Origin of the sequence: Malaciobacter pacificus (genome assembly GCF_004214795.1) — a bacterium.
GTDB classification, from domain to species: domain Bacteria; phylum Campylobacterota; class Campylobacteria; order Campylobacterales; family Arcobacteraceae; genus Malaciobacter_A; species Malaciobacter_A pacificus.
In genome coordinates this window covers 2,290,300-2,315,854 of sequence record NZ_CP035928.1, presented here as the reverse complement: position 1 = coordinate 2,315,854, position 25,555 = coordinate 2,290,300, and the positions used below count along the sequence as shown (strand labels likewise).

At 29.4% G+C, this 25,555-nt stretch carries 24 protein-coding genes; 13 read left to right on the top strand and 11 right to left on the bottom strand.

Annotated features, from left to right (window positions below):
• The 3 genes from rimO to APAC_RS11630 form a co-directional block, all read right to left on the bottom strand.
• A complete protein-coding gene (rimO, locus tag APAC_RS11640; RefSeq protein ID WP_130234268.1) occupies positions 1-1,341 on the bottom strand; it encodes a 30S ribosomal protein S12 methylthiotransferase RimO in 1,341 nt (446 codons plus the stop codon).
• A 63-nt stretch (positions 1,342-1,404) separates the two neighbouring features.
• A complete protein-coding gene (gene panC, locus APAC_RS11635; RefSeq protein ID WP_130234267.1) occupies positions 1,405-2,223 on the bottom strand; it encodes a pantoate--beta-alanine ligase in 819 nt (272 codons plus the stop codon).
• Positions 2,224-2,247: 24 nt separating this feature from the next.
• Positions 2,248-3,207 (bottom strand): ABC transporter permease, encoded by a 960-nt coding sequence (locus APAC_RS11630; protein ID WP_130234266.1) that lies wholly within the window; start codon positions 3,205-3,207, stop codon positions 2,248-2,250.
• A 29-nt stretch (positions 3,208-3,236) separates the two neighbouring features.
• Here APAC_RS11630 and acpS point away from each other — a divergent pair, with 29 nt between their 5' ends.
• On the top strand, positions 3,237-3,587 hold the full coding sequence (gene acpS, locus APAC_RS11625; protein WP_130234265.1) for a holo-ACP synthase: 351 nt from the start codon (positions 3,237-3,239) through the stop codon (positions 3,585-3,587).
• 1 nt (position 3,588) lies between these two features.
• Here the strand turns inward: acpS and ruvX are convergent, their stop codons facing one another.
• Together ruvX and APAC_RS11615 are read right to left on the bottom strand one after the other, a co-directional pair.
• On the bottom strand, positions 3,589-3,978 hold the full coding sequence (gene ruvX, locus APAC_RS11620; RefSeq protein ID WP_130234264.1) for a Holliday junction resolvase RuvX: 390 nt from the start codon (positions 3,976-3,978) through the stop codon (positions 3,589-3,591).
• Positions 3,975-4,886: a methylenetetrahydrofolate reductase gene (locus APAC_RS11615; protein WP_130234263.1), complete on the bottom strand. Its 912-nt coding sequence runs from the start codon at positions 4,884-4,886 to the stop codon at positions 3,975-3,977. Before APAC_RS11615 ends, ruvX begins: the two co-directional genes overlap by 4 nt.
• Before the next feature lie 80 nt (positions 4,887-4,966).
• Here APAC_RS11615 and serB point away from each other — a divergent pair, with 80 nt between their 5' ends.
• The 7 genes from serB (at position 4,967) to APAC_RS11580 (ending at position 12,489) form a co-directional block, all read left to right on the top strand.
• Positions 4,967-5,593 (top strand): phosphoserine phosphatase SerB, encoded by a 627-nt coding sequence (gene serB / locus APAC_RS11610; RefSeq protein WP_130234262.1) that lies wholly within the window; start codon positions 4,967-4,969, stop codon positions 5,591-5,593.
• A gap of 5 nt (positions 5,594-5,598) precedes the next feature.
• Entirely contained in the window at positions 5,599-6,591 is a 993-nt protein-coding gene (locus tag APAC_RS11605) for a transaldolase (protein ID WP_130234261.1), read from the top strand.
• 131 nt (positions 6,592-6,722) lie between these two features.
• The gene (locus APAC_RS11600) at positions 6,723-8,081 is read left to right on the top strand and encodes a class II 3-deoxy-7-phosphoheptulonate synthase (protein WP_130234260.1); all 1,359 of its coding nucleotides are present in this window, start codon (positions 6,723-6,725) and stop codon (positions 8,079-8,081) included.
• 284 nt (positions 8,082-8,365) lie between these two features.
• Complete coding sequence (locus APAC_RS11595) at positions 8,366-9,730, top strand: IS4 family transposase (RefSeq protein ID WP_130232179.1); 1,365 nt, start codon at positions 8,366-8,368, stop codon at positions 9,728-9,730.
• A 33-nt stretch (positions 9,731-9,763) separates the two neighbouring features.
• Positions 9,764-9,964, top strand: coding sequence for a hypothetical protein (locus APAC_RS11590; RefSeq protein ID WP_130234259.1), 201 nt, complete (start codon positions 9,764-9,766; stop codon positions 9,962-9,964).
• Between the two features lie 228 nt (positions 9,965-10,192).
• Entirely contained in the window at positions 10,193-10,387 is a 195-nt protein-coding gene (locus APAC_RS11585) for a hypothetical protein (protein WP_130234258.1), read from the top strand.
• Positions 10,388-10,512: 125 nt separating this feature from the next.
• Complete coding sequence (locus APAC_RS11580; RefSeq protein WP_130234257.1) at positions 10,513-12,489, top strand: hypothetical protein; 1,977 nt, start codon at positions 10,513-10,515, stop codon at positions 12,487-12,489.
• A 23-nt stretch (positions 12,490-12,512) separates the two neighbouring features.
• Here the strand turns inward: APAC_RS11580 and APAC_RS11575 are convergent, their stop codons facing one another.
• From APAC_RS11575 to APAC_RS11560, 4 genes are all read right to left on the bottom strand, one after another.
• Entirely contained in the window at positions 12,513-12,854 is a 342-nt protein-coding gene (locus tag APAC_RS11575; protein ID WP_130234256.1) for an arsenate reductase family protein, read from the bottom strand.
• A gap of 4 nt (positions 12,855-12,858) precedes the next feature.
• Complete coding sequence (gatC, locus tag APAC_RS11570; RefSeq protein ID WP_130234255.1) at positions 12,859-13,149, bottom strand: Asp-tRNA(Asn)/Glu-tRNA(Gln) amidotransferase subunit GatC; 291 nt, start codon at positions 13,147-13,149, stop codon at positions 12,859-12,861.
• 61 nt (positions 13,150-13,210) lie between these two features.
• Positions 13,211-14,089: a lipoyl synthase gene (gene lipA / locus APAC_RS11565; RefSeq protein WP_130234254.1), complete on the bottom strand. Its 879-nt coding sequence runs from the start codon at positions 14,087-14,089 to the stop codon at positions 13,211-13,213.
• Complete coding sequence (locus tag APAC_RS11560; protein ID WP_130234253.1) at positions 14,090-14,806, bottom strand: lipoate--protein ligase family protein; 717 nt, start codon at positions 14,804-14,806, stop codon at positions 14,090-14,092.
• Positions 14,807-15,069: 263 nt separating this feature from the next.
• On the opposite strand from APAC_RS11560, the gene aceE reads away from it, so the two are divergent.
• Genes aceE through lpdA form a run of 3 tightly spaced genes read left to right on the top strand, consistent with a single transcriptional unit; the run spans position 15,070 to position 21,229 of the window.
• On the top strand, positions 15,070-17,742 hold the full coding sequence (aceE, locus tag APAC_RS11555; protein ID WP_130234252.1) for a pyruvate dehydrogenase (acetyl-transferring), homodimeric type: 2,673 nt from the start codon (positions 15,070-15,072) through the stop codon (positions 17,740-17,742).
• Positions 17,743-17,752: 10 nt separating this feature from the next.
• Positions 17,753-19,462, top strand: a complete 1,710-nt coding sequence (gene aceF / locus APAC_RS11550) for a dihydrolipoyllysine-residue acetyltransferase (protein ID WP_130234251.1) — start codon at positions 17,753-17,755, stop codon at positions 19,460-19,462.
• A 9-nt stretch (positions 19,463-19,471) separates the two neighbouring features.
• Entirely contained in the window at positions 19,472-21,229 is a 1,758-nt protein-coding gene (gene lpdA, locus APAC_RS11545; RefSeq protein WP_130234250.1) for a dihydrolipoyl dehydrogenase, read from the top strand.
• A 14-nt stretch (positions 21,230-21,243) separates the two neighbouring features.
• Here the strand turns inward: lpdA and tgt are convergent, their stop codons facing one another.
• Positions 21,244-22,368, bottom strand: a complete 1,125-nt coding sequence (tgt, locus tag APAC_RS11540; protein ID WP_130234249.1) for a tRNA guanosine(34) transglycosylase Tgt — start codon at positions 22,366-22,368, stop codon at positions 21,244-21,246.
• A gap of 125 nt (positions 22,369-22,493) precedes the next feature.
• Between tgt and APAC_RS11535 the strand changes: the two genes are divergently transcribed.
• Positions 22,494-23,102 (top strand): TolC family protein, encoded by a 609-nt coding sequence (locus tag APAC_RS11535; protein WP_170170164.1) that lies wholly within the window; start codon positions 22,494-22,496, stop codon positions 23,100-23,102.
• On the opposite strand, the gene APAC_RS11530 is transcribed toward APAC_RS11535, so the two are convergent.
• The gene (locus tag APAC_RS11530) at positions 23,099-24,463 is read right to left on the bottom strand and encodes an IS4 family transposase (protein WP_130232179.1); all 1,365 of its coding nucleotides are present in this window, start codon (positions 24,461-24,463) and stop codon (positions 23,099-23,101) included. The genes APAC_RS11535 and APAC_RS11530 overlap by 4 nt on opposite strands.
• Before the next feature lie 243 nt (positions 24,464-24,706).
• Here APAC_RS11530 and APAC_RS11525 point away from each other — a divergent pair, with 243 nt between their 5' ends.
• A complete protein-coding gene (locus APAC_RS11525; RefSeq protein WP_130234247.1) occupies positions 24,707-25,528 on the top strand; it encodes a TolC family protein in 822 nt (273 codons plus the stop codon).
• Positions 25,529-25,555 lie beyond the last annotated feature (27 nt).

The window sequence follows — 25,555 nt, the reverse complement described above, 5'->3', positions numbered from 1 at the left end:
TTATTTAATCACTGTTGCTAGTAATTTATCTCCAACAAGTTCTGTTACTTTTACAGTGTAGATTTGACCAAATTTGATTTGTTCACCCTCAGGCAATTCATTATCATTGATATAAATCTCACCATCAATATCAGGTGCCCAAATAGTTTTTCTAGCACTTAATAAATACTCATGCTCTTCACTCTCACCATCAACATAAACTTCAAAAGTTTGACCAACTTCTTTTTGTAGTGATTCTTCAGTTGTTTTAGCAATAATCTCACCAAGCTCTTGGGCTCTATCATCAATAATTTCTTGCTCAATTAATTCAGTTGATTTAGCAGCTGCTGTTCCTTCTTCTGTTGAGTATGAAAATACATTTGCTCTATCAAATTTATAGTTTTCAATATAGTGTGCTAATGCTTCATGGTCTTCTAATGTTTCACCTGGATGACCTGCAATAAAAGTAGTTCTTACAAAAGAGTTTGGTTTTGATTTCATATGATCCATAAGCTCATTTAATTGATTAACACCTTTTCCTCTTTTCATAATTTTAAGCATTCTTGGCGTGATGTGTTGTAATGGCATATCAAAGTAGTTTACAAACACTTTTGAATCTGCAATTTTATCAATTAGTGATAAAGTTGTAGTTGATGGATATAGATATAAAATTCTAGCTGTTTTAATACCTTCAATTTTTTCAACTTCAGAAATTAGTTGCTCTAAACCATCTTTATGACCTAAATCTCTTAAAAATGATGATGAATCTTGAGATACAAAAGAGAAATCAATATATCCTTTTGATACTAATGATTTTACTTCCTTTACAAGTGACTCTAAAGTTCTTGAGTGTAGCTTTCCTTTAAATGATGGAATCGCACAAAATGAACAAGTTTGATTACATCCTTCACTTAATTTTACATAAGCATGATAACTTGAACCTGTAATTACTCTTTCGTTTGTATCATTTGCTAAAAATACTTCATTTGTGAAGTTACTTCTTTTTTCATTTACAAGTTCATCAATTTTGTCATAATCACCAACTCCTGTAAATACATCGATTTCAGGTAATTCTTGTTGTAACTCTTCTTTATATCTCTCACTTAAACAACCTGCCATTACTAAAACAGACTCTTTTTTTCTATCATCATGAAGATTTAAAATTGTATTGATACTCTCTTGCTTTGCACTATCAATAAAACCACAAGTATTTACGATAATAACATCAGCATTTTCACTATCACTTGTCATCTCATAATCACTTAGTTTTCCTAACATTACTTCTGAGTCAACTAAGTTTTTTGTACAACCAAGACTTACCATATGTAGTGTTTTTTTAGGTTTTTGTGTTGAAAATTTCATTAATTAATTTTATCCATATATATTTTTCGCGAATTTTATCATAATCCAGTTTTTTTGTAAAATTTAAAGCCAAAAATTATCAAGTAATCTTGTATTTCCAAATCTAGCAACTACTAAAATTATTGTATTTTTTGGTTCAATTGTCTCTATTTCATTAAAATTTCTATCAACAACTGCAACATACTCTACATCAAGTGGTGACATAACATCATAGATTTTGTTTTTTACAACTTGTGAATTTCTTTCACCTTTTGAGATTAAATTTCCTGCCATATAAAGTGATTTAGAAATTAAAACAGCATCACTTCTTTGTTGTGCTGATAAGTAAACATTTCTACTGCTCATTGCTAAACCATCCTCTTCTCTAACTATTTCACAAGGAATAATATTTATAGGTAAGAAGAAGTTTCTTACCATTTGTTGGATTAGGCTTAATTGTTGTGCATCTTTTTTCCCAAAGTATGCGTTTGTTGGTTGAACTAGATTAAATAGTTTTAATACAACTTGCAATACACCATCAAAGTGACCAGGTCTAGTTTTCCCTTCAAGTACATAAGAGTTATTAGGTGCTTTTACCAATACTTCTTCTTTTGTATACATTGTAGAAATTTCAGGCATAAATATATAGTCAACTTTACACATAGAACAGATTTTTTTATCTGCTTCATCCTTTCTTGGATATGCATCTAAATCTTCACCTGGTAAAAATTGGGTAGGGTTTACAAAAATAGAGACAATTACAATATCATTTTCTTCTCTTGCTTTTTTTATAAGTGAGATATGACCATTATGTAGGGCACCCATAGTTGGTACAAATCCTACACTTCCTTTAATATTTTTTCTAATATTTTGTAAATCTTCAAGTGTTTTTAAAACTTCCAACGCTTTATTTCCCTTATTTAAAATTTATTTTTCTTCATAATTTGGATTTAATTTTAGTAGAACTAAATCTGCAATCATATTTCCAATTAGCGTTAAAAATGCACCAATAATAAGTATTCCCATAATAACTGGATAATCATGGCTTAATGCACTTTGATAGAATAGTAATCCCATTCCATCTATTGAAAATATTGTCTCTAATATAACCGAACCACCAATAATTCCTGGAAGTGAAAGTCCAAGTAGCGTGATAACTGGTGGATATAAATTTGGTAAGATATAATATCTTAAAATCTGTTTTTGACTTAATCCTCTAGCCCTTGCAAAAAAAATGTAGTCAGATTTTAGTATCTCAATTGTTAAACTTCTAATATAAAGTATTAAACTTCCAATTCCACCAAATACAATGATGAAGATTGGTAACACTAAATGCCAAGCATAGTCTAAATAGTAAGCTAAACTTCCATCATTTGGAACACTATGAAGTCCAGCAATTGGAACAATCTCAAAGTTTATAGCAAATACTAAAACTAAAATTAGTGCTAAATAAAATGATGGCATTGAAAAACTAAGTAATGATAGTTGTCCTGTGAATCTATCAAAAAATGAGTTTTTATTTAATGCTGATTTAATACCAAAATATAGTGATATGATAAATATTAAAACCATTGAGATAATATTTATTGTTAGGGTTACTGGAATTCTAGTTAGAATTTCATTTTTTACCATCTCACCACTTGAAAAAGAAATACCAAAATCAAGTTGAAGTATTGAAGTAACCCATGAAAAGAACTGTACATATAGTGGTTTATCAAGTCCATAAATAGCTTTTAATTGCTCAATTGATTCAGGTGTAATATTGGGGTTTAACTCTCCACTTGCAAAAAATGAGTTTGGTGCAGCATTTATTGCAATAAATGAAATCAAACTAATTATAAATAACATTGTAAAAAGATATAATACTTTTTTAATAAATAATTTCATAAGAGCATTATACAAAAGATAGGTTTAAAATGATAGGAATAGATGTAACTTCAGTAGATAGAATAGAAAGAATGTATGAAAGATTTGGTTTAAAAGCATATGAGAAATTTTTAAATCCAGAAGAGATAGAACTAGTAAAAAAGCCTGAAACAGCAGCAGGTTTTTGGGCTGCAAAAGAAGCTGCTAGTAAAGCAATTGGGACTGGAATAGGAGCTAGTTGTAGTTTTCATGATATTAAAATAAAAAAAGATAAAAATGGAGCGCCTAAAATAAAGTATAGAAAAAAGGTACGAGATATGTTTAATATCAAAGAGTCACACCTATCAATTACTCATGATAGAGGTTTTGCAATAGCTGTTGTTGTAAATACTTTTAATTAGATTAGTTTTTTGAAGATTTTGCTAGGTATCGCTCAAGTATTATTTTAGCTGCAAGGGAATCAACTCTTCCATCTCTTTTATATTTGATTTCACCTTTCATCATATCTTCTGCTTCAACTGAACTTAGATTCTCTTCTTGAAGTTCATAGGGAATTTTTAGTTCTAGTAGTTTTATAAAGTGATTTATTCTTTTTTGCATATCTTCGCTAGCACTTGGATATCCAACTATTAGTTTTTCTATCTCCCACTCTTTTAAAAAAGCATTAACATCATTTGAAGCTTGATTTCTATTTTTTCTTAAAATTGCAGGCTGTGGAGTTACTATGTTTGAACTTAAACATATAGCAACTCCGATTCTTTTTAGACCAACATCAATGCAGGCTAGTTTCAAGAGATAACCTCATTTGCCACATCAAATCTATTTGCAGTCATTAAGTGAATTTTTGGATGGAATTTATTTAACTCTCTAAATAAATCTCTACTTAAATCCATTCCTACTTTATACTCTTCCTCTTCAGAAATATTATGAGCAGATTCAAGGGCATCAATCCAATATTGAGGTACTTTGATACCTGGAACTTGTGCAGATAAAAATAGTGCAGTTCTAAGTTTCGTGATTGGAAAAACACCAAAAATTAATTGAGCTTTTTGTTTTTCACCTTCAACACCTTCTTTTGCATTTTCAAAAGTTTCTAAAAGTTTTTTAGCAGTTTCTACATCAAAAACTGGTTGAGAGATAATTCCTAAAGTTCCATTTTGAATCTTATTATGCATTTTCTTTTCAATTGAAGCATAAGATTTTGCATAAGAGTTTGTAACAGAAAATGGGAAAATCTGTTTAGGTTCTATTTTAAATGGTCGTCCTGCAAAGTCCATACCATAGTTAAATGATTTTATCATTTTTAAAAGCATAATTGAGTTTGCCTCAAATACACCTTTTGAGTGTGGTTGGTCACTCATTTTTGCTGGATCTCCTGTAAGGGCTAATATTGCTCTAACATCAAAATCATTTGCACCCATTAAATCTGATTGTAATGCTATTTTATTTCTATCTCTCATAGACATTGTTGCAATTACTGGTTTATTAAACTCTTGTTGTAACTTTAATGAAGCAAAAAGAGCGTTATACTTTAGTTTTGCAAGGGGATTATCTGTTGCCGAAAATCCATCAACTTTATCTTGTAAATTAAATTTTTTTATTTTTTCAATAATGTTATGCATTGATGGTTCGTGCTGAGGTGTTGTTTCAAGTGTTAAAAACTTATCCTCTTGCAGTTTTTTAATTAGTGTTTCAAACATCAAAAAAATATTCCTTTTATAATATTTAGTAAAATTTAGTTAATATTATACCTTTTAAAGACTAAAACTAGGGAAAATATATGAAATTAGCAGTATTTGATTTTGATTCAACATTAATGGATGGTGAGACAATAGACTTTTTAGCCGATGAACTGGGAATTGGTGAACAAGTTGCACAAATTACAGAAGAAGCTATGAGTGGAAGATTAGATTTTTTTGAATCTTTAACTACAAGAGTAGGGCTTTTAAAAGGTATGGATTACAACAAGGTAGTTGAAATTTGTAAAGATTTACCTTTAATGCCAGGAGCAATGCAACTTGTGCCAGAACTTCAAAAAATGGGTTATAAAGTAGTATGTTTCTCAGGTGGTTTTAGATTAGGAACAACTCCAGCTAAAGAAAAACTAGGACTTGATGCAGATTTTTCAAATGTTTTACATGAAAAAGATGGAGTATTAACTGGTTATGTTGGTGGAGATATGATGTTTGGTTATTCAAAAGGTGATATGTTAAGAAGACTTCAATCACTTATGGGAATTACAAGAGCCGAAACTTTAGTTTGTGGTGATGGTGCAAATGATTTATCAATGTTTGAAGAAGCTGATACTAGAGTTGCGTTCTGTGGAAGAGATGTATTAAAAAAAGAAGCAAATATTATTATTGATACAAAAGATTTAACACAAATTTTAAATAAAATACAAGGATAATTCAAATGAGTTTAAAAGAAGATATTAACTATTCATTATGGTGTGACTTTATTGAAAGAGATTTCTTAGAAAATAGATTTCAAGAGATTATAAATGATGGAACAATTCAAGGTGCTACATCTAACCCAGCTATCTTTGAATCATCAATTACAAACTCTGTTGCATATAAACAACAACTAGATATGTTACAAGCTAATAATGCTAAAACTATTTATGAAGAGTTAGCTTTAACTGATATTAAAAGAGCTGCTCAACTATTATCAAATTTACATAAAAACGATAGTGATGATGGTTTTATATCTATTGAAGTAGACCCATTATTGTGTGATGATGCTGCTGGGACTATAGAAGAGGGTATTAGATTAAACTCATTAATTGGTGCAGAAAATGTGATGATTAAAATTCCTGCAACTGAGGCTGGATATATAGCTATGAGAGAGTTAACTTCAAAGGGTATTCATGTAAATGCAACATTGATTTTCTCAGTTGAACAAGCTATTAAATGTGCTCAAGCACTTGATGAGGGAATTAAAGAATCAAATAAAGATATAAAAGCTGTTATTTCTGTATTTGTTTCAAGATTTGATAGATTAGTTGATGGTGAATTTGCAACAAAAGGTTTAGAAACTTCTAAATTAGGTATCGTAAATGCAACTAAATGTTATTATGAAATTAATAAGTTTGCAAATCCAAATATTAGAACATTATTTGCAAGTACAGGTGTAAAAGGTGATGAATTATCTCCTAGTTATTATATTGATGCATTGATTTATCCAAATTCAGTAAATACTGCTCCTTTAGGAACTATTGAAGAGTGGTTAAAAGATGGAGCCAAAGAGCAAACTGAAATTATGAGTGAAATAGCTTGTGATGAATATTTTGAGAACCTTTCAAATAAAGGAATCAAAATGGAAGAAATCTATGCAAAACTATTAAAAGATGGATTAGAAGCTTTTAAAGTTTCATTTCAAGACCTACTTTCAAAACTTATCAAATAATTAGTAGTTAGCTTTTAGCTAACTACTTAAAGCCCCTAAATATTACAATTTAATTACACAAAAAAGCTAAACTTATTAAGAATTATTACGTTAAAATCTTCAACTATTAAAATATGAATAAAGGTTATAAAATGAAAACATGGAACCCAAGTAGTTGGAGAGACTTTCCTATTAAGCAACAACCTGAATATAACGATCAAGAGAAGTTAAAAAAGGTTGAAAAAGAGCTTGCATCTTATCCTCCTTTAATTTTTGCTGGTGAGGCATTAAAATTAAAAGAGCAATTAGCAGATGTTGTAAATGGAAAAGCTTTCTTATTACAAGGTGGAGATTGTGCAGAATCATTTGATGCATTCAACGCTGGAAATATTAAAGATTTATTTAAAGTTATGATGCAAATGGCTGTTGTTTTAACTTTCTCTGGAGGTTGTCCAGTTGTAAAAGTTGGAAGAGTAGCAGGTCAGTTTGCAAAACCTAGAAGTGCAGACTTTGAAGAAATAAATGGAATTGCATTACCTTCATATAGAGGTGATATTATAAATGAAGTTGGATTTGATGAGAAATCAAGAAAGCCAAAACCAAAGAAACTTTTAAAAGCATACAATCAAAGTGCATCAACACTAAATCTTTTAAGAGCATTCTCAAGAGGTGGAATGGCTGATTTAAATCAAGTTCACTTATGGAATTTAGATTTTGTAAAAGATAAATATTTAGGTGAAAAATATCAAAGATTAGCAGATGAAATTACTAAAACTTTATCATTTATGAATGCTTGTGGAATTACAAGTGAAAATACTCCACAATTAAGTGAAACTTCACTGTTTACATCACATGAAGCTTTACTTCTAAATTATGAAGAAGCACTTACAAGAAGAGATTCAATTACTGGTGATTGGTTTGATTGTAGTGCACATATGTTGTGGATTGGTGATAGAACAAGAGATTTAAATGAAGCTCATATTGAATACTTTAGAGGGATTAAAAATCCAATTGGTTGTAAAGTAGGTCCTTCTATGAAAGAAGATGAACTTATTAAATTAATTGATGCTTTAAACCCACAAAATGAAGCTGGAAGATTAAACTTAATTGTTAGAATGGGTGCAAATAAAGTTGAAGATCATTTCCCTAATTTACTAAGAAGAGTAAAAGCAGAAGGTAAAAATGTATTATGGTCAAGTGACCCAATGCATGGAAATACTATCAAAGCTGAAAATGGATATAAAACTAGAGATTTTGAAGCAATTTTAGCTGAGGTTAAAAAATTCTTCCAAATTCATAGAGCTGAAGGTACTTACGCAGGTGGTATTCACTTAGAGATGACTGGACAAAATGTTACAGAATGTACAGGTTCATCATCATCTTGTATTACTCAAGAAGGATTAGCAAGTAGATATCACACTCAATGTGATCCAAGATTAAATGCTGACCAAGCTTTAGAATTATCATTTATGATAGCTGACACTTTAAAAGAAGCTAGAGAAAATATGTAAAAAATCACTGGAATTTCCAGTGATTTAACTCTTTTATCTCTCTCTTAAAAATTATACAAATAAAAAATCAATTATTTATATACTATCTTAACTTTCGCACGTTAAATTGATTAAAATTGTAGCTAAATCTCCCTAAAACATTACTCCTTTAGTTAATAATCTTATCCTTGTTGACATAAAAATAATTTAGTTGTTTTTCTATGATATTTTTCTATTTTGAACTCTCAATAAAGCCCTTAAATAGGCACTTTTAGCTATAATATCTATTATATTAAAGGGTAAGAATGCAGATAGAATCCAAGATCATCGGTATTATAAACGATAAGTTAAAAAATCCAATCTATGAAACATTACGTTTGTTAAATATGAAAACTATTTTAACCAAGAGCAATTTTTCTAAAAAAGAGGGAGTTGCTGTTCATATGGTTGTATTACATTTTGTATATATGCTGGTTATGAATAAAAAAATATCAACCTTTATGGATCAAAGTAATGATAGTTTCAAAAAAGATGTATATTATCGATTACTTTCCAATACTTCTTATAATTGGAGAAAACTATTATCTCTTAGTTCTTTAAAGATCTTATCACTACTTCATAAAGTGCAAGATTCAAAGCTAGTAAGAGTTCTTATACTTGATGATACTGTTGAAGATAAAGTTGGTAAAAATATAGAGGGAAGTTGTGACAACCTTTGGAGCAATAAAGCAAAGAGAAAAATCAGAGGTGTAAATGTTGTATCACTAAACTATAGTGATGGTTATTCAAATTTTATGTTGGACTTTGCAATTGCTATGAACAGTTATGCAAGGGTAAAGATAGAAGAGTTTACAAATATTATTGATCATCGAACCAATGCACATAAGCGAAGATTGGAAAGCTTAAAAGGGAAATCACAAATTGCTATAGAGATGATTAAAAGAGCAGTAGCTAGTGGTATATATGCAGATTATCTGCTTGTAGATAGCTGGTATTCTAAACCTGTATTTATAGAAACTATGAATGAACTTGGATTGCAAGTCATTTCAAGAATGGTAAACAATGACAGGATATGGAATTTTACAGGAGAGAAAAAGACCCTTGATGGCATCTATAACAAATTTAAAAAGCTTAAATCTATCAAGATGGGTCAATATGGCAAAAAGATAAAGTTTGAGTATTTTTCAACCATAGTTGAACATAAAAAAGCTGGTAAATTAAAAATTGTTTTTATAAAAACAAAAGAGAATTTAATACCAATCGTATCAACCAATCTTATACTTAGTGATGAAGAGATTATAGATATTTATAAAAGACGATGGGATATAGAACAAGGGTATAAAGAACTTCGTGAACACTTTGGATTCGGAAAAGAAGAGAATCGAATCTATGAAGCTTTGATAGCCAGAATTACACTATCTTTTTTTACATACAATGTTGTTAGCTATATAAATCGTATCAGCAATGAACCTAAAACAATTGGTGGATTGTTTAAAGATTTAGAATGTGAACTTCATACTCTAGCAATAGCTATGCAAGCATTTTTAGCTATTTTAGATGAGATTGCAAAAATTGAAGAAGTTGTCAATAGAAATGAGGATTTTACAGCTATCATTGATCTATTAAGAGATGTGACTGGAAAATTGCTTGGTTTTAGGTGCGAAAGTTAAGATACTATGTTATAATCTCAAAAAGGAGAGAACATGAGATTAATTAGTGGTATTTTATTGTTACTATTTATACTTAGTGGTTGTAGTAAATATAATGATCCTCAAATTGCTGCAAGAATTAGTGAACTTGAATCTAAAGTATCATTAGATGAGTTTGAAAAAGAAGAATTAAAAGACTTGAAACAACAAGGTAGTTCTAATCCTAGTACAGTGATAAATTCTTGTAAGATTTGATTTAAATTTAATATAATATTTTATTATTAATAATTATTTTGCTATTTATTTAATAATTTAAGTAATACTTTTATTAAACTCTTAGGGATTATAAATAATTTATTAATTAATAAAAAGATTATTAATTAATATTAAAATTTAATTAAATTAAACAAAAGTTAATTTTTTTTTAGGTATATTAGGTTTAAACATAGAGGGAAATGATCATACTTAATAAGGGTTACTATAATGTTAACAAAAAAAAGGATTGGAGAGTTTAATATTAAAGAAATCGTAGATTTTTTTGGTACTGAACAAAGCTTAGGTAATGACTATTGGCAAAAAGAAAGAGAAGTCTTATCAAAAACATCAAAAAGAACAAAAAGAAGAATAAATTTAATTACAATGAGCGATAGAAAAAAGCACAAAACTTTTTCTCTATAAACGGATTTTAATTGGATAAGCCGTATGGAATTTTTGAATATGATATAAATATATTTTGTAGTTATATATCATTTCTAACTAACACATCACTCCCCTCTATAAAAAGAAAAGATCAAATAACTTATTTGGACAATTATCTAAAACCTTTTAAAAATGAAAAAACAAAATTATTCTTTATATATGAAAATGAGTATATTGATCAACATTATTTAGATGATTATTCTTCATATCATGTACGATGTTTTAAAACTTATAAAAAAACTTGCGCTAGAATACATTTATTTTGTACAAATAAACATAAAGAACTTAAAAAGAAAATATTAAATAAAGAGTTAAATGATTTTCTAAATAAAAAAGAATCAATTATTAAAAATGATAACTATTTAGGTTTTATAGTAATAAGACCGATTCCTGAAAACTTTTTTGCTAAGGTTTGTTTAAAACCTTACTATGAAAATGATGATAGTAATTTTATTTTAACAAAAGATTATAAAGTTTCATTATTTGGATATACATTTCATATTAAATCAATAGCATTTCAAGAACAAGATAAAATTATTTCGGCATGTGCAACAACTTCTTTATGGAGCTTTTTTCATGCCCATCCTATGATGAATTTAAGAGATTTACCTTCTTCTAATAAAATAACAAGAAGTTCATATGGAAATGAAGTTTGGGAAAGTAGAGAATTTCCAAATAAGGGACTTTCTCCAGAAATGATATCTAAAAGTTTAAAAATGTTTAATTTATCTCCAGAAAAGTTTGAGTTTAAAAAAGCTAAGGAGAAAAAGAAGAAAAGTCTATGGACCTTTTTAAAAACTGAAAAGAATGATGATACAGAAAGAGTTAGTTTATTTAAAGAATATATATATGCTTATTGTTCTAGTAGAATACCATTAATTTTAGGTGTAACAATTTATGATAGAGAAACTAAAGAGAAAAAAGGAATGCATGCAGTAACAGTTCTTGGCTATCATTTAAATCGAGAAAATCAATTAAACTCTAATAAATATTCTGATAGAGTAGAAAAGATTTATGTACATGATGATAGATATGGCCCTTATTTAAAAATAGATTTGATGAATAATAAGTTTGAAGTGAAAATTTTAGAAAATAATAAAACCTCTTCATTAGTAAATGCAAAAGATGAAATTTATGAAACAGATATAATTATATTAGGTGTTTATCATAAGATTAGAGTACCTTATATAAAAGTTTTTGAGTTATGTGAAACATTAGTGGATGTTTTGAAAACTTATGTTGAATATTTGGCTAGAGAAAATCAGAATTTCAAGGAAATTCTTATTATCCTTAAAAATATAGAATGGGATGTTAAGATTAAAGAAAACCGCTATTTAAAAGAAGAATTATTAGAAAGTAATATAAAAGATAGAGAAAAATATTTAACAAAGTCTTTCCCTAAATATATTTGGAGTGCAACGGCTAAATACAAAGACAAAAATATATTTGAATTAATATTTGATGCTACAGATATTCAACTTGGAAATATATTCTTAGATTATATTAAATTTGATGATAGTTTAAGTTTTATTATCGAAATTTTACTAAAGAATTATTCAAAACAAAAAGAAAATGATAACGAAAAACTATATAGTGAAAATATTAAAGGGATTTTTGATTATTTCACACCAGAGAAATGTTATAAAGAAAATTTAGCAGATTTATATGGGTATTTAAATATACCTAGAAATATCAAAGAAAATGAAATAAGTCACGATAATATCGTAAATCAATGTGAAATGATTTTTGATGAAAAAAAAGAATATATCCTAGAAAAAGATTATGAATCTAACAATTTTAAATATTTGTGGGTTATAGATAGAAATGGCTTTTTAAGAATTGGAAAAGAAAAGACTGATTCTGAAAAAGGACATCCTACATTGACTGGTGGAAAGCCAGCAAGAATTGGTGGAGAATTAGAATTTGACATCGAAGATAATACGTGGGTAGTAAACCCTTTTTCAGGTAGATATTCCGATGGCTATGAGGATGATGAAAAAAAGAAATATTTAAATAATGCAATTGTCTATAAATTTAATTTATTTTTCAATAACGATAAATTTAAAGAAAAAGAATTTTAGTATTGAGATAGAAAAGAACACATTTATAAAAAAGTGTTCTTATAATTTTCTTCATTCCAACCTACTATTACATCATTATTGAATTCAATAACAGGTCTTTTAAAAAGCATTGGCTCTTTTACTAGCCATTCAAATTTTCCATTTTCATCTAAATTTAACTCTTTTAATCCAAGTGTTCTATATTTTGTACCTTTTGAATTAAATAAAATATTTATATCAGCTTTTGTAGTCCAAGTTTTTACTTTATCTTCACTTGGAGTCTCTTTTTTAAAGTCAAAGAAATCAACTTCAATATTATTGTCTTTAAAAAATTTTAAAGCATTTCTAACACTATTGCACGTTTTTATTCCATAAACAGTAATCATAATACTACTCTATAATCTTTGGAACGATGAAATAACCATCTTCACTTTTTGGTGCATTTTTTAAGATATGATTTGATAATTCTAAATCTTGTTTCGACTCATCTTCTCTAAGTGGTGTTCCACCTTCAATTGTACTAAAAGTAGCTTCGATATTTGATACATCAATTTCATTTAAGTTTTCAACAAAATTAATAATATCAGCAAGCTCAGATTTTAAATTCTCTTTTCTTGAATCATCAATCTCTAAACTTGATAATTTTGCTAGTTTTTCTATTAATTTATCATCAACAGTCATAATTTCCCTTAGGTTTGAATATTTTTTTATTTTATCTAAAAAAGTTTTTGTAAGGCTTTAATTACTTATTAGCATTACTTAAATATTCATGTGCTAGATATGAACTTCTTGCATAAGGAGTACTGTGAACAAACTCAAAACCTAAATCCAAAGCAATCTTTTTATATCTTTCAAACTGTTCTGGTTTAACATATTCTAATACCTTTGCAAACTCTTTTGTCGGAGCTAAATATTGGCCAATACTTAAAAATTTACATCCAACTTCAATTAAGTCTTTAAATACTTGTACCATCTCTTCTTCAGTCTCACCAAGACCAACCATAAGTGCTGATTTAGTTTTGATTTTATCTCCACCAAGCTCTTTTAATCTTTTTAAAACATCTAAAGATCTTTGATAAGTTGCACCTTTTCTAATTTTATATAATCTAGGAACTGTTTCGATATTATGACCAATAATAACAGCACCTGAATCGACAACTTTTTTTAGTGAGTCATCATTTGCTTGAAAATCCGGAATAAGAATTTCAACTTGAGTATCTTCAGTGTTATCTAAAATACTTTTTGTAACTTCATAGAAGTGGTTTGCTCCACCGTCTTTCAAATCATCCCTTGCTGGACTTGTAATAACTACAAATTTTAATCCAAGTTTTTGAACTGATAGTGTGATTTGTTTTACTTCTTCTTCATTTACATATCCATTTGGATTACCAGTTTTTACATTACAATATTGACATCTTCTTGTACATAAATCACCTAAAATCATAAATGTTGCATTTTTCTTTGCAAAACATTCACTAATATTTGGGCACTTTGCTTCTTGACAAATTGTATGTAACCCTGCATTATTAAGAAGATTCTCCATTTCTACTTGTGCTTTATTTGATAGTTTTTTTCTAAGCCAAACTGGCTTTTTAAATTCAATTTTATTATTTACTGACACTTATTTTCCTTCTAATATCTTATTTAAATTTTCTTCTTCATTTTTTGTTAATTGTGAAATTTTATAATCTACGTTAAAACATTTTTTAAAAGCATCTACTAATCTTTGTTGTGCTTCATCTTCATCTAAAATAATTCCTAAATCTTCTAATGTTGTTCCAATGATAGAACTATTATCTGTTTTTTTAAGTGGTATTGAACCATGTTGAAAAATTAGTTTACTAGTTCTTTTTTGGGCATTACCACCGATTTTTTTACCATTTACTATAATATCATATGTCTCAAATCCAACTTGACAAAAATCACTTTTCATTAAACCTATATCTTCATTATCTTTTACAAATGATGGCTTAAGTCCTAAGTCTTTATAAAAAGTTAATAAAAATTGACAAATTTTTTCGTATGATTCTTTTACTCCTAGATTTCCCAATAGTTTACTAGAAATTAGAAAACTATAAGAGATATCGTGACCGTGAAATAAAACGCCACCACCAGTAATTCTTTTAGAACAATTGTTATTATACTTTTCTTTAAACTCTTTATAGTTATCTAAATCTTGACCTATACCTATTGTAAAAGATTTTTCCCAAGAGTAAACTCTAAATATAATACTTTCTTCAATTTTAAACGAGTTTACAAGTGCTTTATCAATAGCCATGTTTAACTTTGCACTACTTTTAGGAGATAAAATTAATCTTACCTCTTTATTTTCTAACATAAAATTTTTTCCTTTTTACACCTAAATAGCAAATTTTAAAATTTCTTACAATGTTTTTTTCAAATTTAAGTATTTTATAATAAAAAATACATAAAATACACTAAAGTTTGAAATAAACTTAAGAAAATTATATAGTTTAAAATTTAAATTAAATTTAAGAATAAAGAAAATTATAGGATTTTCTTAATATTTGAGTAAAAACTTAATATTTTAACAAATATTTTGAATATATATTTAACTAATAATATAAAGGAGATGACTAAATGTCAGAAATTAACTTAAACGACATTGATCCAGAAGAAACACTAGAATGGATTGATGCCTTAGATGCAGTATTAGAAACAGAAGGTCCTAAAAGAGCTCATTATCTTTTACAACAATTAATTGAAAAAGCTAGAAGAAGTGGAACTTATTTACCATTTAAAGCAACAACTGCATATTTAAATAGTATTGATGTTGATAAAGAACCAAAAATGCCAGGTGATAGAGATATCGAAAGAAGAATTAGATCTGCAATTAGATGGAATGCCGCAATGATGGTACAAAGAGCTTCTAAAAAGAATTTAGAACTTGGTGGACATATTGCATCTTTCCAATCTTCTGCTACATTATATGATGTAGGATTTAATCACTTCTTTAGAGCACCAAATGAAAAAGATGGTGGAGATTTAGTATTTTATCAAGGACATATTGCTCCTGGTATTTATGCAAGAAGTTTTGTTGAAGGTAGAATTAGTGAAGCACAAATGGATAACTTTAGACAAGAAGCTTTAGAAGATGGGTTATCTTCATATCCACACCCAAAATTAATGCCTACATACTGGCAGTTTCCAACAGTATCAATGGGACTTGGGCCTATTCAAGCAATTTATCAAGCAAGATTCTTAAAATACTTAACAAATAGAGGTATTAAAGATTGTAGTGAGCAAAAAGTATATTGTTACATGGGTGATGGTGAGTGTGATGAGCCAGAATCTTTAGGTGCAATTGGTCTTGCTGGTAGAGAAGGTTTAGATAACTTAGTTTTTGTTATTAACTGTAACTTACAAAGACTTGATGGACCAGTAAGAGGAAATGGAAAAATTATTCAAGAACTTGAAGGAAACTTTAGAGGAAATGGATGGAGAGTAGTTAAAGTTATTTGGGGTAGACATTGGGATGAATTAATTAGAAAAGATAAATCTGGTAAATTACTTCAATTAATGGAAGAGACTGTTGATGGTGAGTACCAAAACTTTAAACAAAAAGGTGGAGCATACACAAGAGAAAACTTCTTTAATAAATATCCTGAAACTGCAAAACTAGTTGAAAATATGAGTGATGAAGAAATTTTTGCTTTAAACAGAGGTGGACATGACCCATTAAAAGTTTATGCAGCATATAAAGCAGCAGAAAAAACAAAAGATAGACCAACTGTAATTTTAGCTAAAACTGTAAAAGGTTATGGAATGGGTGAAGCAGCAGAAGGTAAAAATATTGCCCATGGTGTTAAAAAAGTTGATGTTGATTCTTTAAGACAATTTAGAGATAGATTTAAAATCCCATTTAGTGATGAAGAGTTAGAGAACCTTCCATACTATAAATTTGCAGAAGACTCTGTTGAAATGAAATATATGCGTGAGAGAAGAGAAGCTTTACATGGTCCACTTCCTCAAAGAAGACCAAAATTCTCTGAAAAACTTGAAATTCCTACTTTAGAAAAATTCAAACCAGTATTAGATGGAAGTGGTGATAGAGAAATTTCTACAACTATGGCATTTGTTAGAGTATTAAATGTATTAGTTAAAGATAAAAAAATTGGAAAAAGAGTTGTTCCAATTGTTCCAGATGAAGCTAGAACATTTGGTATGGAAGGTATGTTTAGACAATTAGGTATTTACTCTTCAGAAGGTCAAAAATATATTCCTCAAGATAGAGATCAAGTTGCATACTATAAAGAAGATAAAAAAGGTCAAGTACTTCAAGAAGGTATTAATGAACTTGGAGCAATGGGTTCTTGGGTAGCAGCAGCTACTTCATATTCAATCAATGATTGTCCAATGATTCCATTTTATATTTTCTACTCAATGTTTGGATTCCAAAGAACTGGTGATATTTGTTGGGCAGCGGGAGATCAAATGGCTAGAGGTTTCTTAGTTGGAGGAACATCTGGTAGAACAACATTAAATGGTGAAGGTTTACAACACGAAGATGGACATTCACATATTATTGCAAATACAATTCCAAATTGTGTAACTTATGACCCAACATTTGGATACGAAGTTGCAGTTGTAGTTCAAAATGGTATTGAGAGAATGTATGGTGAAAACCAAGAAGATATTTTCTACTATATTACAACATTAAATGAAAACTATAAACAACCAGCTATGCCTGAAGGTGTAGAAGAGGGTATCTTAAAAGGTATTTATAAATATAAAACTATTGAAGCTAAGAATAACTATAAAGTTAAATTATTAGGTTCTGGTTCAATCTTCCAACAAGTATTATCAGCAGCTGATGTGTTAGCAAATGAGTATGGAATAGCTTCAGATATTTACTCTGTTACTTCATATAATGAATTAACAAGAGAAGCTCAAGATGTTGAAAGAAATAATTTATTAGATGTTGATGGTGAGGATAAAGTTGCTTATGTTGACCAAGTACTAGGAAGTGATGATGAGAATATTATTATCTCAACTACTGATTATATGAAATCTTACTCAGAGCAATTAGTTCCATTTGTAAAAGGAACTTTCAAAGCATTAGGTACTGATGGATTTGGTAGATCTGATAGTAGAGCGAATTTGCGAAAGTTCTTTGAAGTTGATTCTGACTTTATTGTATTTACAACTTTAGCACAATTAGCAGATGCTGGAAAGATTGAAAAATCAGTTGTAAAAGAAGCTATGGCTAAATATGGAATTGATGCATCAAAAATCAATCCAGTAAAAGCGTAAGGAGTTAAAAATGGCTAATATTGTAGATATTTTTATTCCAGATTTAGGGGCAGATAAAGACGTAGATTTAATTGAAATCATGGTTGAAGTTGGTGACAAAGTTGAAGAAGAAGATGGTTTAATCACTTTAGAGACTGAAAAAGCATCAATGGATGTTCCCACAACTCATGGTGGAATTGTAAAAGAAATACTTGTAAAAGTAGGTGATAAAATGAACTCTGGTGATTTAATTGCTAGAGTTGAAGTAGTTGAAGAAGAAGCTTCTGAAACACCAGCTAAAGAAGAGCCAAAAGAAGAAACACCTGCACCAGTTGCAGCTTCATCAGAGCCTTCATCTGAAGGTGATTTAAAAGCTGCTCAAGCTGAATTAGAAGCTATTAGTGCAAGTGGAGCTGAAGTTTCTTGTCAATTTGTAAATGAGCAAACAATTTGTACAGTAATTGAAGAGGTACATATTCCAGATCTTGGAAATGATAAAGATGTTGACTTAATTGAAGTAATGGTTGAAGTTGGTGAAACAGTTGCAATGGAACAAGGATTAGTTACACTAGAGACTGAAAAAGCTTCTATGGAAGTTCCAGCACCTCATGGTGGTGAAATTTTAGAACTATATGTTGAAGCTGGAATGAAAGTAAACAGTGGTGATTTAGTTTGTAAAATGACTAAAACAGTAGTTGTTGAGTCTAAAAAACCAACACCAGCAGCTGTAGTTGAAGAGAAAAAAGAAGAGAAAAAAGCACCTGTAACAGTACAAGAAGTAGCAGCTGTAACTGCTCCTGTTGCAAATGCTGTATTGACTGAAAAGTCTAAAAAGGTTTATGCTTCTCCATCAGTTAGAAAAGTTGCACGTGAGTTTGGTGTAGATTTAGGTTTTGTTAAAGGGTCTGGTAGAAAAGGAAGAATTCTAAAAGACGATATTAAAGCTTATGTAAAAGAGCAATTATCTAAACCAGCAGTTGCAGCTGCAACTAGTGGTTCTGGTCTAGGGTTTAATTTACCAGAAGCAAAAGAGATTGACTTTAGCCAATTTGGTGATACTGAAACTGTTGAATTATCTAGAATTCAAAAGATTTCTGGTCCATCATTACATAGAAATGCATTGGCAATGCCACATGTTACACAGTTTGATGAAGCAGATATCACTGAAATGGAAAGCTTTAGAAAAGCACAAAATGCAATTGCTGTAGATTATAAATTATCTCCATTAGTATTTGTATTAAAAGCTGTTGCAAAAGCATTAGAGATTCATCCAAAATTTAATACTTCACTAACTCCTGATGGACAAAGTTTAGTATATAAAAAGTATTTCCATATTGCAGTTGCAGTTGATACTCCAAATGGATTAGTTGTTCCTGTTATTAGAGATGTTGATAAAAAAGGTTTCAAACAATTAGCAGAAGAGTTAAAAGAGATTTCACAAAAAGCAAGAGATGGAAAACTTAAATCAACTGATATGCAAGGTGCTTGTTTCACAATTTCAAGCCTTGGTGGAATTGGTGGTACTAAATTTACTCCAATTATCAATGCTCCTGAAGTTGCAATTTTAGGTTTATCAAAATCTGAAATGAAACCAGTTTGGGATGGTGAAAACTTTGCTCCAAGATTAATGTTACCATTATCTTTATCTTACGATCACAAAGTTATTGATGGTGCAGATGGTGCTAGATTTACAACAACATTATCTAAGCTTTTAAGCGATATTAGATTATTAAGTTTATAAGGAATAAACATGGGTAAAATTGTAGATATAATTATTCCTGATTTAGGTGCAGATAAAGATGTTGACTTAATTGAGGTTATGGTTGAAGTTGGAGATTCTGTTGAAGAAGAAGATGGTTTAATCACACTTGAAACTGAAAAAGCTTCAATGGATGTTCCTACAACTCATAGTGGAGTTGTAAAAGAAATCTTAGTAAAAGTTGGAGATAAAATGAATTCTGGTGATTTAATTGCTAGAGTTGAAGTTGAAGAAGAGGGTGTTTCTGAACCAGTTAAACAAACTAAAACTGAAGCTCCAGCTGCTCCAGTAGTACCAAAAGAAGTAAATGTTTCTTCTGATGCTTCTGAAGTAAAAGGTCAAGTATTAGTTATTGGAGCAGGACCTGGTGGTTATTCTGCTGCATTTAGATGTGCTGACTTAGGACTAGATACTGTACTAGTTGAGCGACACCCAACTTTAGGTGGAGTTTGTCTAAATGTTGGATGTATTCCTTCAAAAGCACTTTTACACGTTGCAAAAGTTATTGAAGAAGCAGAGCATATCAATCATGCAGGTATCAAGTTTGCTAAGCCAGAAATTGATTTACCAGGAGTTGCAGCTTATAAATCAGGAGTTGTAAAAAAACTTACTGATGGATTAGCTGGTATGGCTAAAATGAGAAATGTAAAAGTTATCCAAGGTGTTGCAAACTTTATTGATGATAAATCAGTATTAGTTGATGGAGCAGATGGAAAACAAACAAAAGTTTCTTTTGATAATTGTATTATCGCTGCTGGTTCTCAGTCTTCTAAAATGTCATTTATCCCTCATGAAGATCCAAGAATTTGGGATTCAACTAATGCTTTAGAAGTAAAAGAAGTTCCTAAAAAAATGCTTATTATGGGTGGTGGTATTATTGGACTTGAAATGGGTACAGTTTACCAAAAATTAGGAAGTGAAGTTGATGTTGTAATTAGAGGTCCTCAAGTTATGACTGGAACTGATAAAGATATTGTAAAAGTTTATACTAAAGCAAATGAGAAAAGATTTAACTTTATGTTTAAAACTCAAACTCAAGCTATCATTCCAAAAGAAGATGGAATTTATGTTGAGTTTAAAGGTGATAATGCACCAGAACCTCAAACTTATGATGCAGTTTTAGTAGCAATGGGCAGAACTCCTAATGGACTAAAAATTGGATTAGAAAATACTGGTGTTGAAGTTGATGAAAAAGGATTTATCTCAGTTGATAATCAAATGAGAACAAAAGTTCCTCATATCTTTGCAATTGGAGATATTATTGGTGGACCAATGTTAGCTCATAAAGCAGTTCATGAAGGACATGTGGCAGCTGAAGTTATTGCAGGTCATAAAGTATTCTTTGAGCCTAAACAAATTCCAGGAATTGCATATACATTCCCTGAAATTGCAACTGCAGGTTTAAGTGAAATAGAAGCAAAAGAGAAAGGTATTAATTATGAAGTATCTACTTTCCCTTGGGCAGCTTCAGGTAGAGCATTAGCAGCTGATGTTGCAGGTGCAGGTATGACAAAACTTATCTTTGATAAAGATACTCACCAGTTAATTGGTGGAGCTATTGTTGGAGATAATGCAGGGGAATTACTAGGTGAGATTTCACTAGCACTTGAAATGGATTGTGATGCAGAAGATATTGGATTAACAATTCACGCTCACCCAACACTACATGAATCAGTTGGTATGTGTGCAGAGATTTTCCATGGAAGTATTACAGACCTTCCAAATCCAAAAGCTGTAAAGAAAAAATAAAAGGTTTTTACCTTTTATTTTTGACTTCTTTTTTCGTAAAACTCTTTTTTAAACTCAACCCAATTATCTGCAAGTATTGCCTCTCTTGCTTGTTTCATAAGATTTAAATAGTAGTGAATATTATGCATAGAACCTAATCTATAATATGTCATTTCACCAGCTCTATAAAGATGATTTAAATATGCTCTTGTGAAGTTTTGACAAGTATAACAATCACACTCTTCATCAATTGGTTTTTCATCCTCTTTAAATTTTGCACCTTTGATATTCATCCTACCAAAGCTTGTAAAAAGTGTTCCATTTCTAGCATTTCTAGTTGGCATTACGCAATCAAACATATCAACACCACGTTCAATATTTTCAATTAAGTCTTCAGGTGTTCCAACACCCATTAAGTATCTTGGTTTGTCTTTTGGCATAAATTGTGTTGTCCATTCAACTGTATCATACATATCTTGGTTTGGTTCACCAACACTTAGCCCACCAATTGCAAAACCATCATAATCTTCTAGTGCACATAATTGTTCAGCACTCATCTTTCTAAACTCTTTATCTGTTCCACCTTGGATAATTGCAAAGATATTTTGATTTACTCCAATACCTTTTTCTTGTTGAGATTTATGATATTCAATTGCTTCTTTTGCCCACTTTGTAGTTCTTTCAATTGACTTTTGAATTCGCTCACTAGTATTTGGTAAAGCTACTAAATCATCTAAAATCATCATAATATCACTACCTAAGTCATACTGTGTATCAAGAACACTTTGAGGTGTAAAGTAGTGCTTACTCCCATCAATGTGAGATTTAAACATAATTCCATTTTCATCAGGTTTACTATTGTCACTTAGTGAAAATGCTTGAAAACCTCCACTATCAGTTAAAAATGAGTTTGGAAACTTTGAAAAACCATGAAGTCCACCAAACTTTTTAATTAGTTTGCTACCGGGTCTTAAATATAAGTGGTAAGTATTTCCTAAGATTATTTTAGCTCCCATGCTTAGCATATCATTTGCATCAAGTGCTTTTACAGTTGCTTGTGTGCCAACTGGCATAAATACAGGAGTTGTAATAGTACTATGAGCTGTTTTAATTGTACATGCTCTTGCACCATTTGAAGTTGCGTCTAATTTAAATTCCATTTGAAAGTTTAACCTTTTTATTAAGTAAAAAGGATTATATCTAAAAGTAGGTAATAAAAAGTTATTAGTTTAGCACTAGAAGTTTTATGTTATAATTCTTTCACAATACACACAAGGGTTTTATGATGAAAAAATTATTATTATTTCTAACAGTAACGGTTTCTTTATTTGCAAGTGAAAATAAAATAACTTTAAATGATGCTATAAAAATTGCTTTAGAGAATAATAAGCAAGCTAAAATTTCTAAAATTGCTCTAGAAATTGCTCAAGTTCAATATGAACAAGCTTTAAGTGCAAATTATCCAGCTATAAATGCAATGGTTGTAGGACAGAGAAAAAAAGAGGATTTAATTTATCAACAAAGAGGTGATATTAATTTACCTGCAGATACAGTAAAAGCTCTAACTATGGCAAATTTATTAACTTCAATTAATCCATATACTAGTAGTTTATACACTTTGGATCAAGCACAAGGGGTAATTTCAGCTTTACCAAGTTCAGCTTTTGAAAACCAGACTTTATCAATTGATACTGATACAACAGCATATGGTAGAGATACAGTTAGAGGTAATTTAAGTATTTTATATCCTTTGTTTACTGGTGGAAAAATATCATCTGTAATTGAACAAGCAAAACTAAATAAAATGTTAAATTCAAATAAAGTTACAAGAGCTAATGAAGATGTAGTATTTGATGTAAAAAAATATTTTTATGGATATGTATTAACAACTTAACTTTCGCACCTAAAACCAAGCAATTTTCCAGTCACATCTCTTAATAGATCAATGATAGCTGTAAAATCCTCATTTCTATTGACAACTTCTTCAATTTTTGCAATCTCATCTAAAATAGCTAAAAATGCTTGCATAGCTATTGCTAGAGTATGAAGTTCACATTCTAAATCTTTAAACAATCCACCAATTGTTTTAGGTTCATTGCTGATACGATTTATATAGCTAACAACATTGTATGTAAAAAAAGATAGTGTAATTCTGGCTATCAAAGCTTCATAGATTCGATTCTCTTCTTTTCCGAATCCAAAGTGTTCACGAAGTTCTTTATACCCTTGTTCTATATCCCATCGTCTTTTATAAATATCTATAATCTCTTCATCACTAAGTATAAGATTGGTTGATACGATTGGTATTAAATTCTCTTTTGTTTTTATAAAAACAATTTTTAATTTACCAGCTTTTTTATGTTCAACTATGGTTGAAAAATACTCAAACTTTATCTTTTTGCCATATTGACCCATCTTGATAGATTTAAGCTTTTTAAATTTGTTATAGATGCCATCAAGGGTCTTTTTCTCTCCTGTAAAATTCCATATCCTGTCATTGTTTACCATTCTTGAAATGACTTGCAATCCAAGTTCATTCATAGTTTCTATAAATACAGGTTTAGAATACCAGCTATCTACAAGCAGATAATCTGCATATATACCACTAGCTACTGCTCTTTTAATCATCTCTATAGCAATTTGTGATTTCCCTTTTAAGCTTTCCAATCTTCGCTTATGTGCATTGGTTCGATGATCAATAATATTTGTAAACTCTTCTATCTTTACCCTTGCATAACTGTTCATAGCAATTGCAAAGTCCAACATAAAATTTGAATAACCATCACTATAGTTTAGTGATACAACATTTACACCTCTGATTTTTCTCTTTGCTTTATTGCTCCAAAGGTTGTCACAACTTCCCTCTATATTTTTACCAACTTTATCTTCAACAGTATCATCAAGTATAAGAACTCTTACTAGCTTTGAATCTTGCACTTTATGAAGTAGTGATAAGATCTTTAAAGAACTAAGAGATAATAGTTTTCTCCAATTATAAGAAGTATTGGAAAGTAATCGATAATATACATCTTTTTTGAAACTATCATTACTTTGATCCATAAAGGTTGATATTTTTTTATTCATAACCAGCATATATACAAAATGTAATACAACCATATGAACAGCAACTCCCTCTTTTTTAGAAAAATTGCTCTTGGTTAAAATAGTTTTCATATTTAACAAACGTAATGTTTCATAGATTGGATTTTTTAACTTATCGTTTATAATACCGATGATCTTGGATTCTATCTGCATTCTTACCCTTTAATATAATAGATATTATAGCTAAAAGTGCCTATTTAAGGGCTTTATTGAGAGTTCAAAATAGAAAAATATCATAGAAAAACAACTAAATTATTTTTATGTCAACAAGGATAAGATTATTAACTAAAGGAGTAATGTTTTAGGGAGATTTAGCTACAATTTTAATCAATTTAACGTGCGAAAGTTAAGTTAACAAATGAACTTCATAGATTAGCAAAATCAACATTTCAAAGAATGGAGTTTATTTCACAACTAACAAAAGATTTTTATGAGGGTGGATTAAATTTAAATATTAAAAAAACTGATTATTTATCAGTTCAAATTACAGTAACTTTAATTGAGTCAATTGTTGCAAAGTTAGAACAAAATAGAGAATTAGTAAAATCAGCTCTTGTAAACAGTATGGGATTATCATGGGATAGTGAAATTACACCAGTTTATACAGATAAAGATATTTTACCTCAAAATTATGCTTTAAGTGAACTAATTAAAGAGGCATATAAATCAAATACTGATGTTAGAAATATGGATTTAGCTCTTAAAATAAAAGACGCACAAATAAAAGAAGCTCAATCAGGTCATTATCCTACTGTCGCTCTTATGGGAGAAGTTTCACATACATATAATTCTTACAAATATGGTTACTTAAGTAAGGATCAAGAAGATCAATGGAGTGTTGGTTTTGCAGTTGATATCCCTTTATTTGATGGATTTAGAACAACAAATCTAGTTAAAGAAAAAAAGATAGATAAAAAAAGAATGTATTTACTTCAAGATATGTTAAAAGAGGGAATTGCACTTCAAATTAAAAATGAGTTAACTAAAGCATCAATTGGATTCAAACAAATCCAAACTTTAAAGAAAAGTAAGAAGTTAGCAAAAGAGAATAGAGAATTAAATATAAAAGGTTATCAAATTGGAGCAATTGACCCTGAAGATGTTATTCAAACACAGTATATTGAAGCTTATGTAAAAGCTGATTATTTAAAATATGTTCATGATTACTTACTATCTTTAGCAACTATTGATAAATTAATTGGGCAAGAGCTTAAATAGATATTTTAACAACTACAATTAATATTT

Coding starts and splice junctions, on each gene's coding strand:
- APAC_RS11630 (WP_130234266.1), bottom strand. CDS start 3,207: ATGAAATTATTTATTAAAAAAGTATTATATCTTTTTACAATGTTATTT.
- tgt (WP_130234249.1), bottom strand. CDS start 22,368: ATGGAATTTAAATTAGACGCAACTTCAAATGGTGCAAGAGCATGTACA.
- APAC_RS11590 (WP_130234259.1), top strand. CDS start 9,764: ATGAGATTAATTAGTGGTATTTTATTGTTACTATTTATACTTAGTGGT.
- serB (WP_130234262.1), top strand. CDS start 4,967: ATGAAATTAGCAGTATTTGATTTTGATTCAACATTAATGGATGGTGAG.
- rimO (WP_130234268.1), bottom strand. CDS start 1,341: ATGAAATTTTCAACACAAAAACCTAAAAAAACACTACATATGGTAAGT.
- APAC_RS11595 (WP_130232179.1), top strand. CDS start 8,366: ATGCAGATAGAATCCAAGATCATCGGTATTATAAACGATAAGTTAAAA.
- APAC_RS11575 (WP_130234256.1), bottom strand. CDS start 12,854: ATGATTACTGTTTATGGAATAAAAACGTGCAATAGTGTTAGAAATGCT.
- APAC_RS11560 (WP_130234253.1), bottom strand. CDS start 14,806: ATGTTAGAAAATAAAGAGGTAAGATTAATTTTATCTCCTAAAAGTAGT.
- APAC_RS11530 (WP_130232179.1), bottom strand. CDS start 24,463: ATGCAGATAGAATCCAAGATCATCGGTATTATAAACGATAAGTTAAAA.
- APAC_RS11585 (WP_130234258.1), top strand. CDS start 10,193: ATGTTAACAAAAAAAAGGATTGGAGAGTTTAATATTAAAGAAATCGTA.
- lpdA (WP_130234250.1), top strand. CDS start 19,472: ATGGGTAAAATTGTAGATATAATTATTCCTGATTTAGGTGCAGATAAA.
- gatC (WP_130234255.1), bottom strand. CDS start 13,149: ATGACTGTTGATGATAAATTAATAGAAAAACTAGCAAAATTATCAAGT.
- APAC_RS11600 (WP_130234260.1), top strand. CDS start 6,723: ATGAAAACATGGAACCCAAGTAGTTGGAGAGACTTTCCTATTAAGCAA.
- APAC_RS11605 (WP_130234261.1), top strand. CDS start 5,599: ATGAGTTTAAAAGAAGATATTAACTATTCATTATGGTGTGACTTTATT.
- APAC_RS11615 (WP_130234263.1), bottom strand. CDS start 4,886: ATGTTTGAAACACTAATTAAAAAACTGCAAGAGGATAAGTTTTTAACA.
- aceE (WP_130234252.1), top strand. CDS start 15,070: ATGTCAGAAATTAACTTAAACGACATTGATCCAGAAGAAACACTAGAA.
- APAC_RS11535 (WP_170170164.1), top strand. CDS start 22,494: ATGAAAAAATTATTATTATTTCTAACAGTAACGGTTTCTTTATTTGCA.
- acpS (WP_130234265.1), top strand. CDS start 3,237: ATGATAGGAATAGATGTAACTTCAGTAGATAGAATAGAAAGAATGTAT.
- APAC_RS11525 (WP_130234247.1), top strand. CDS start 24,707: ATGGAGTTTATTTCACAACTAACAAAAGATTTTTATGAGGGTGGATTA.
- aceF (WP_130234251.1), top strand. CDS start 17,753: ATGGCTAATATTGTAGATATTTTTATTCCAGATTTAGGGGCAGATAAA.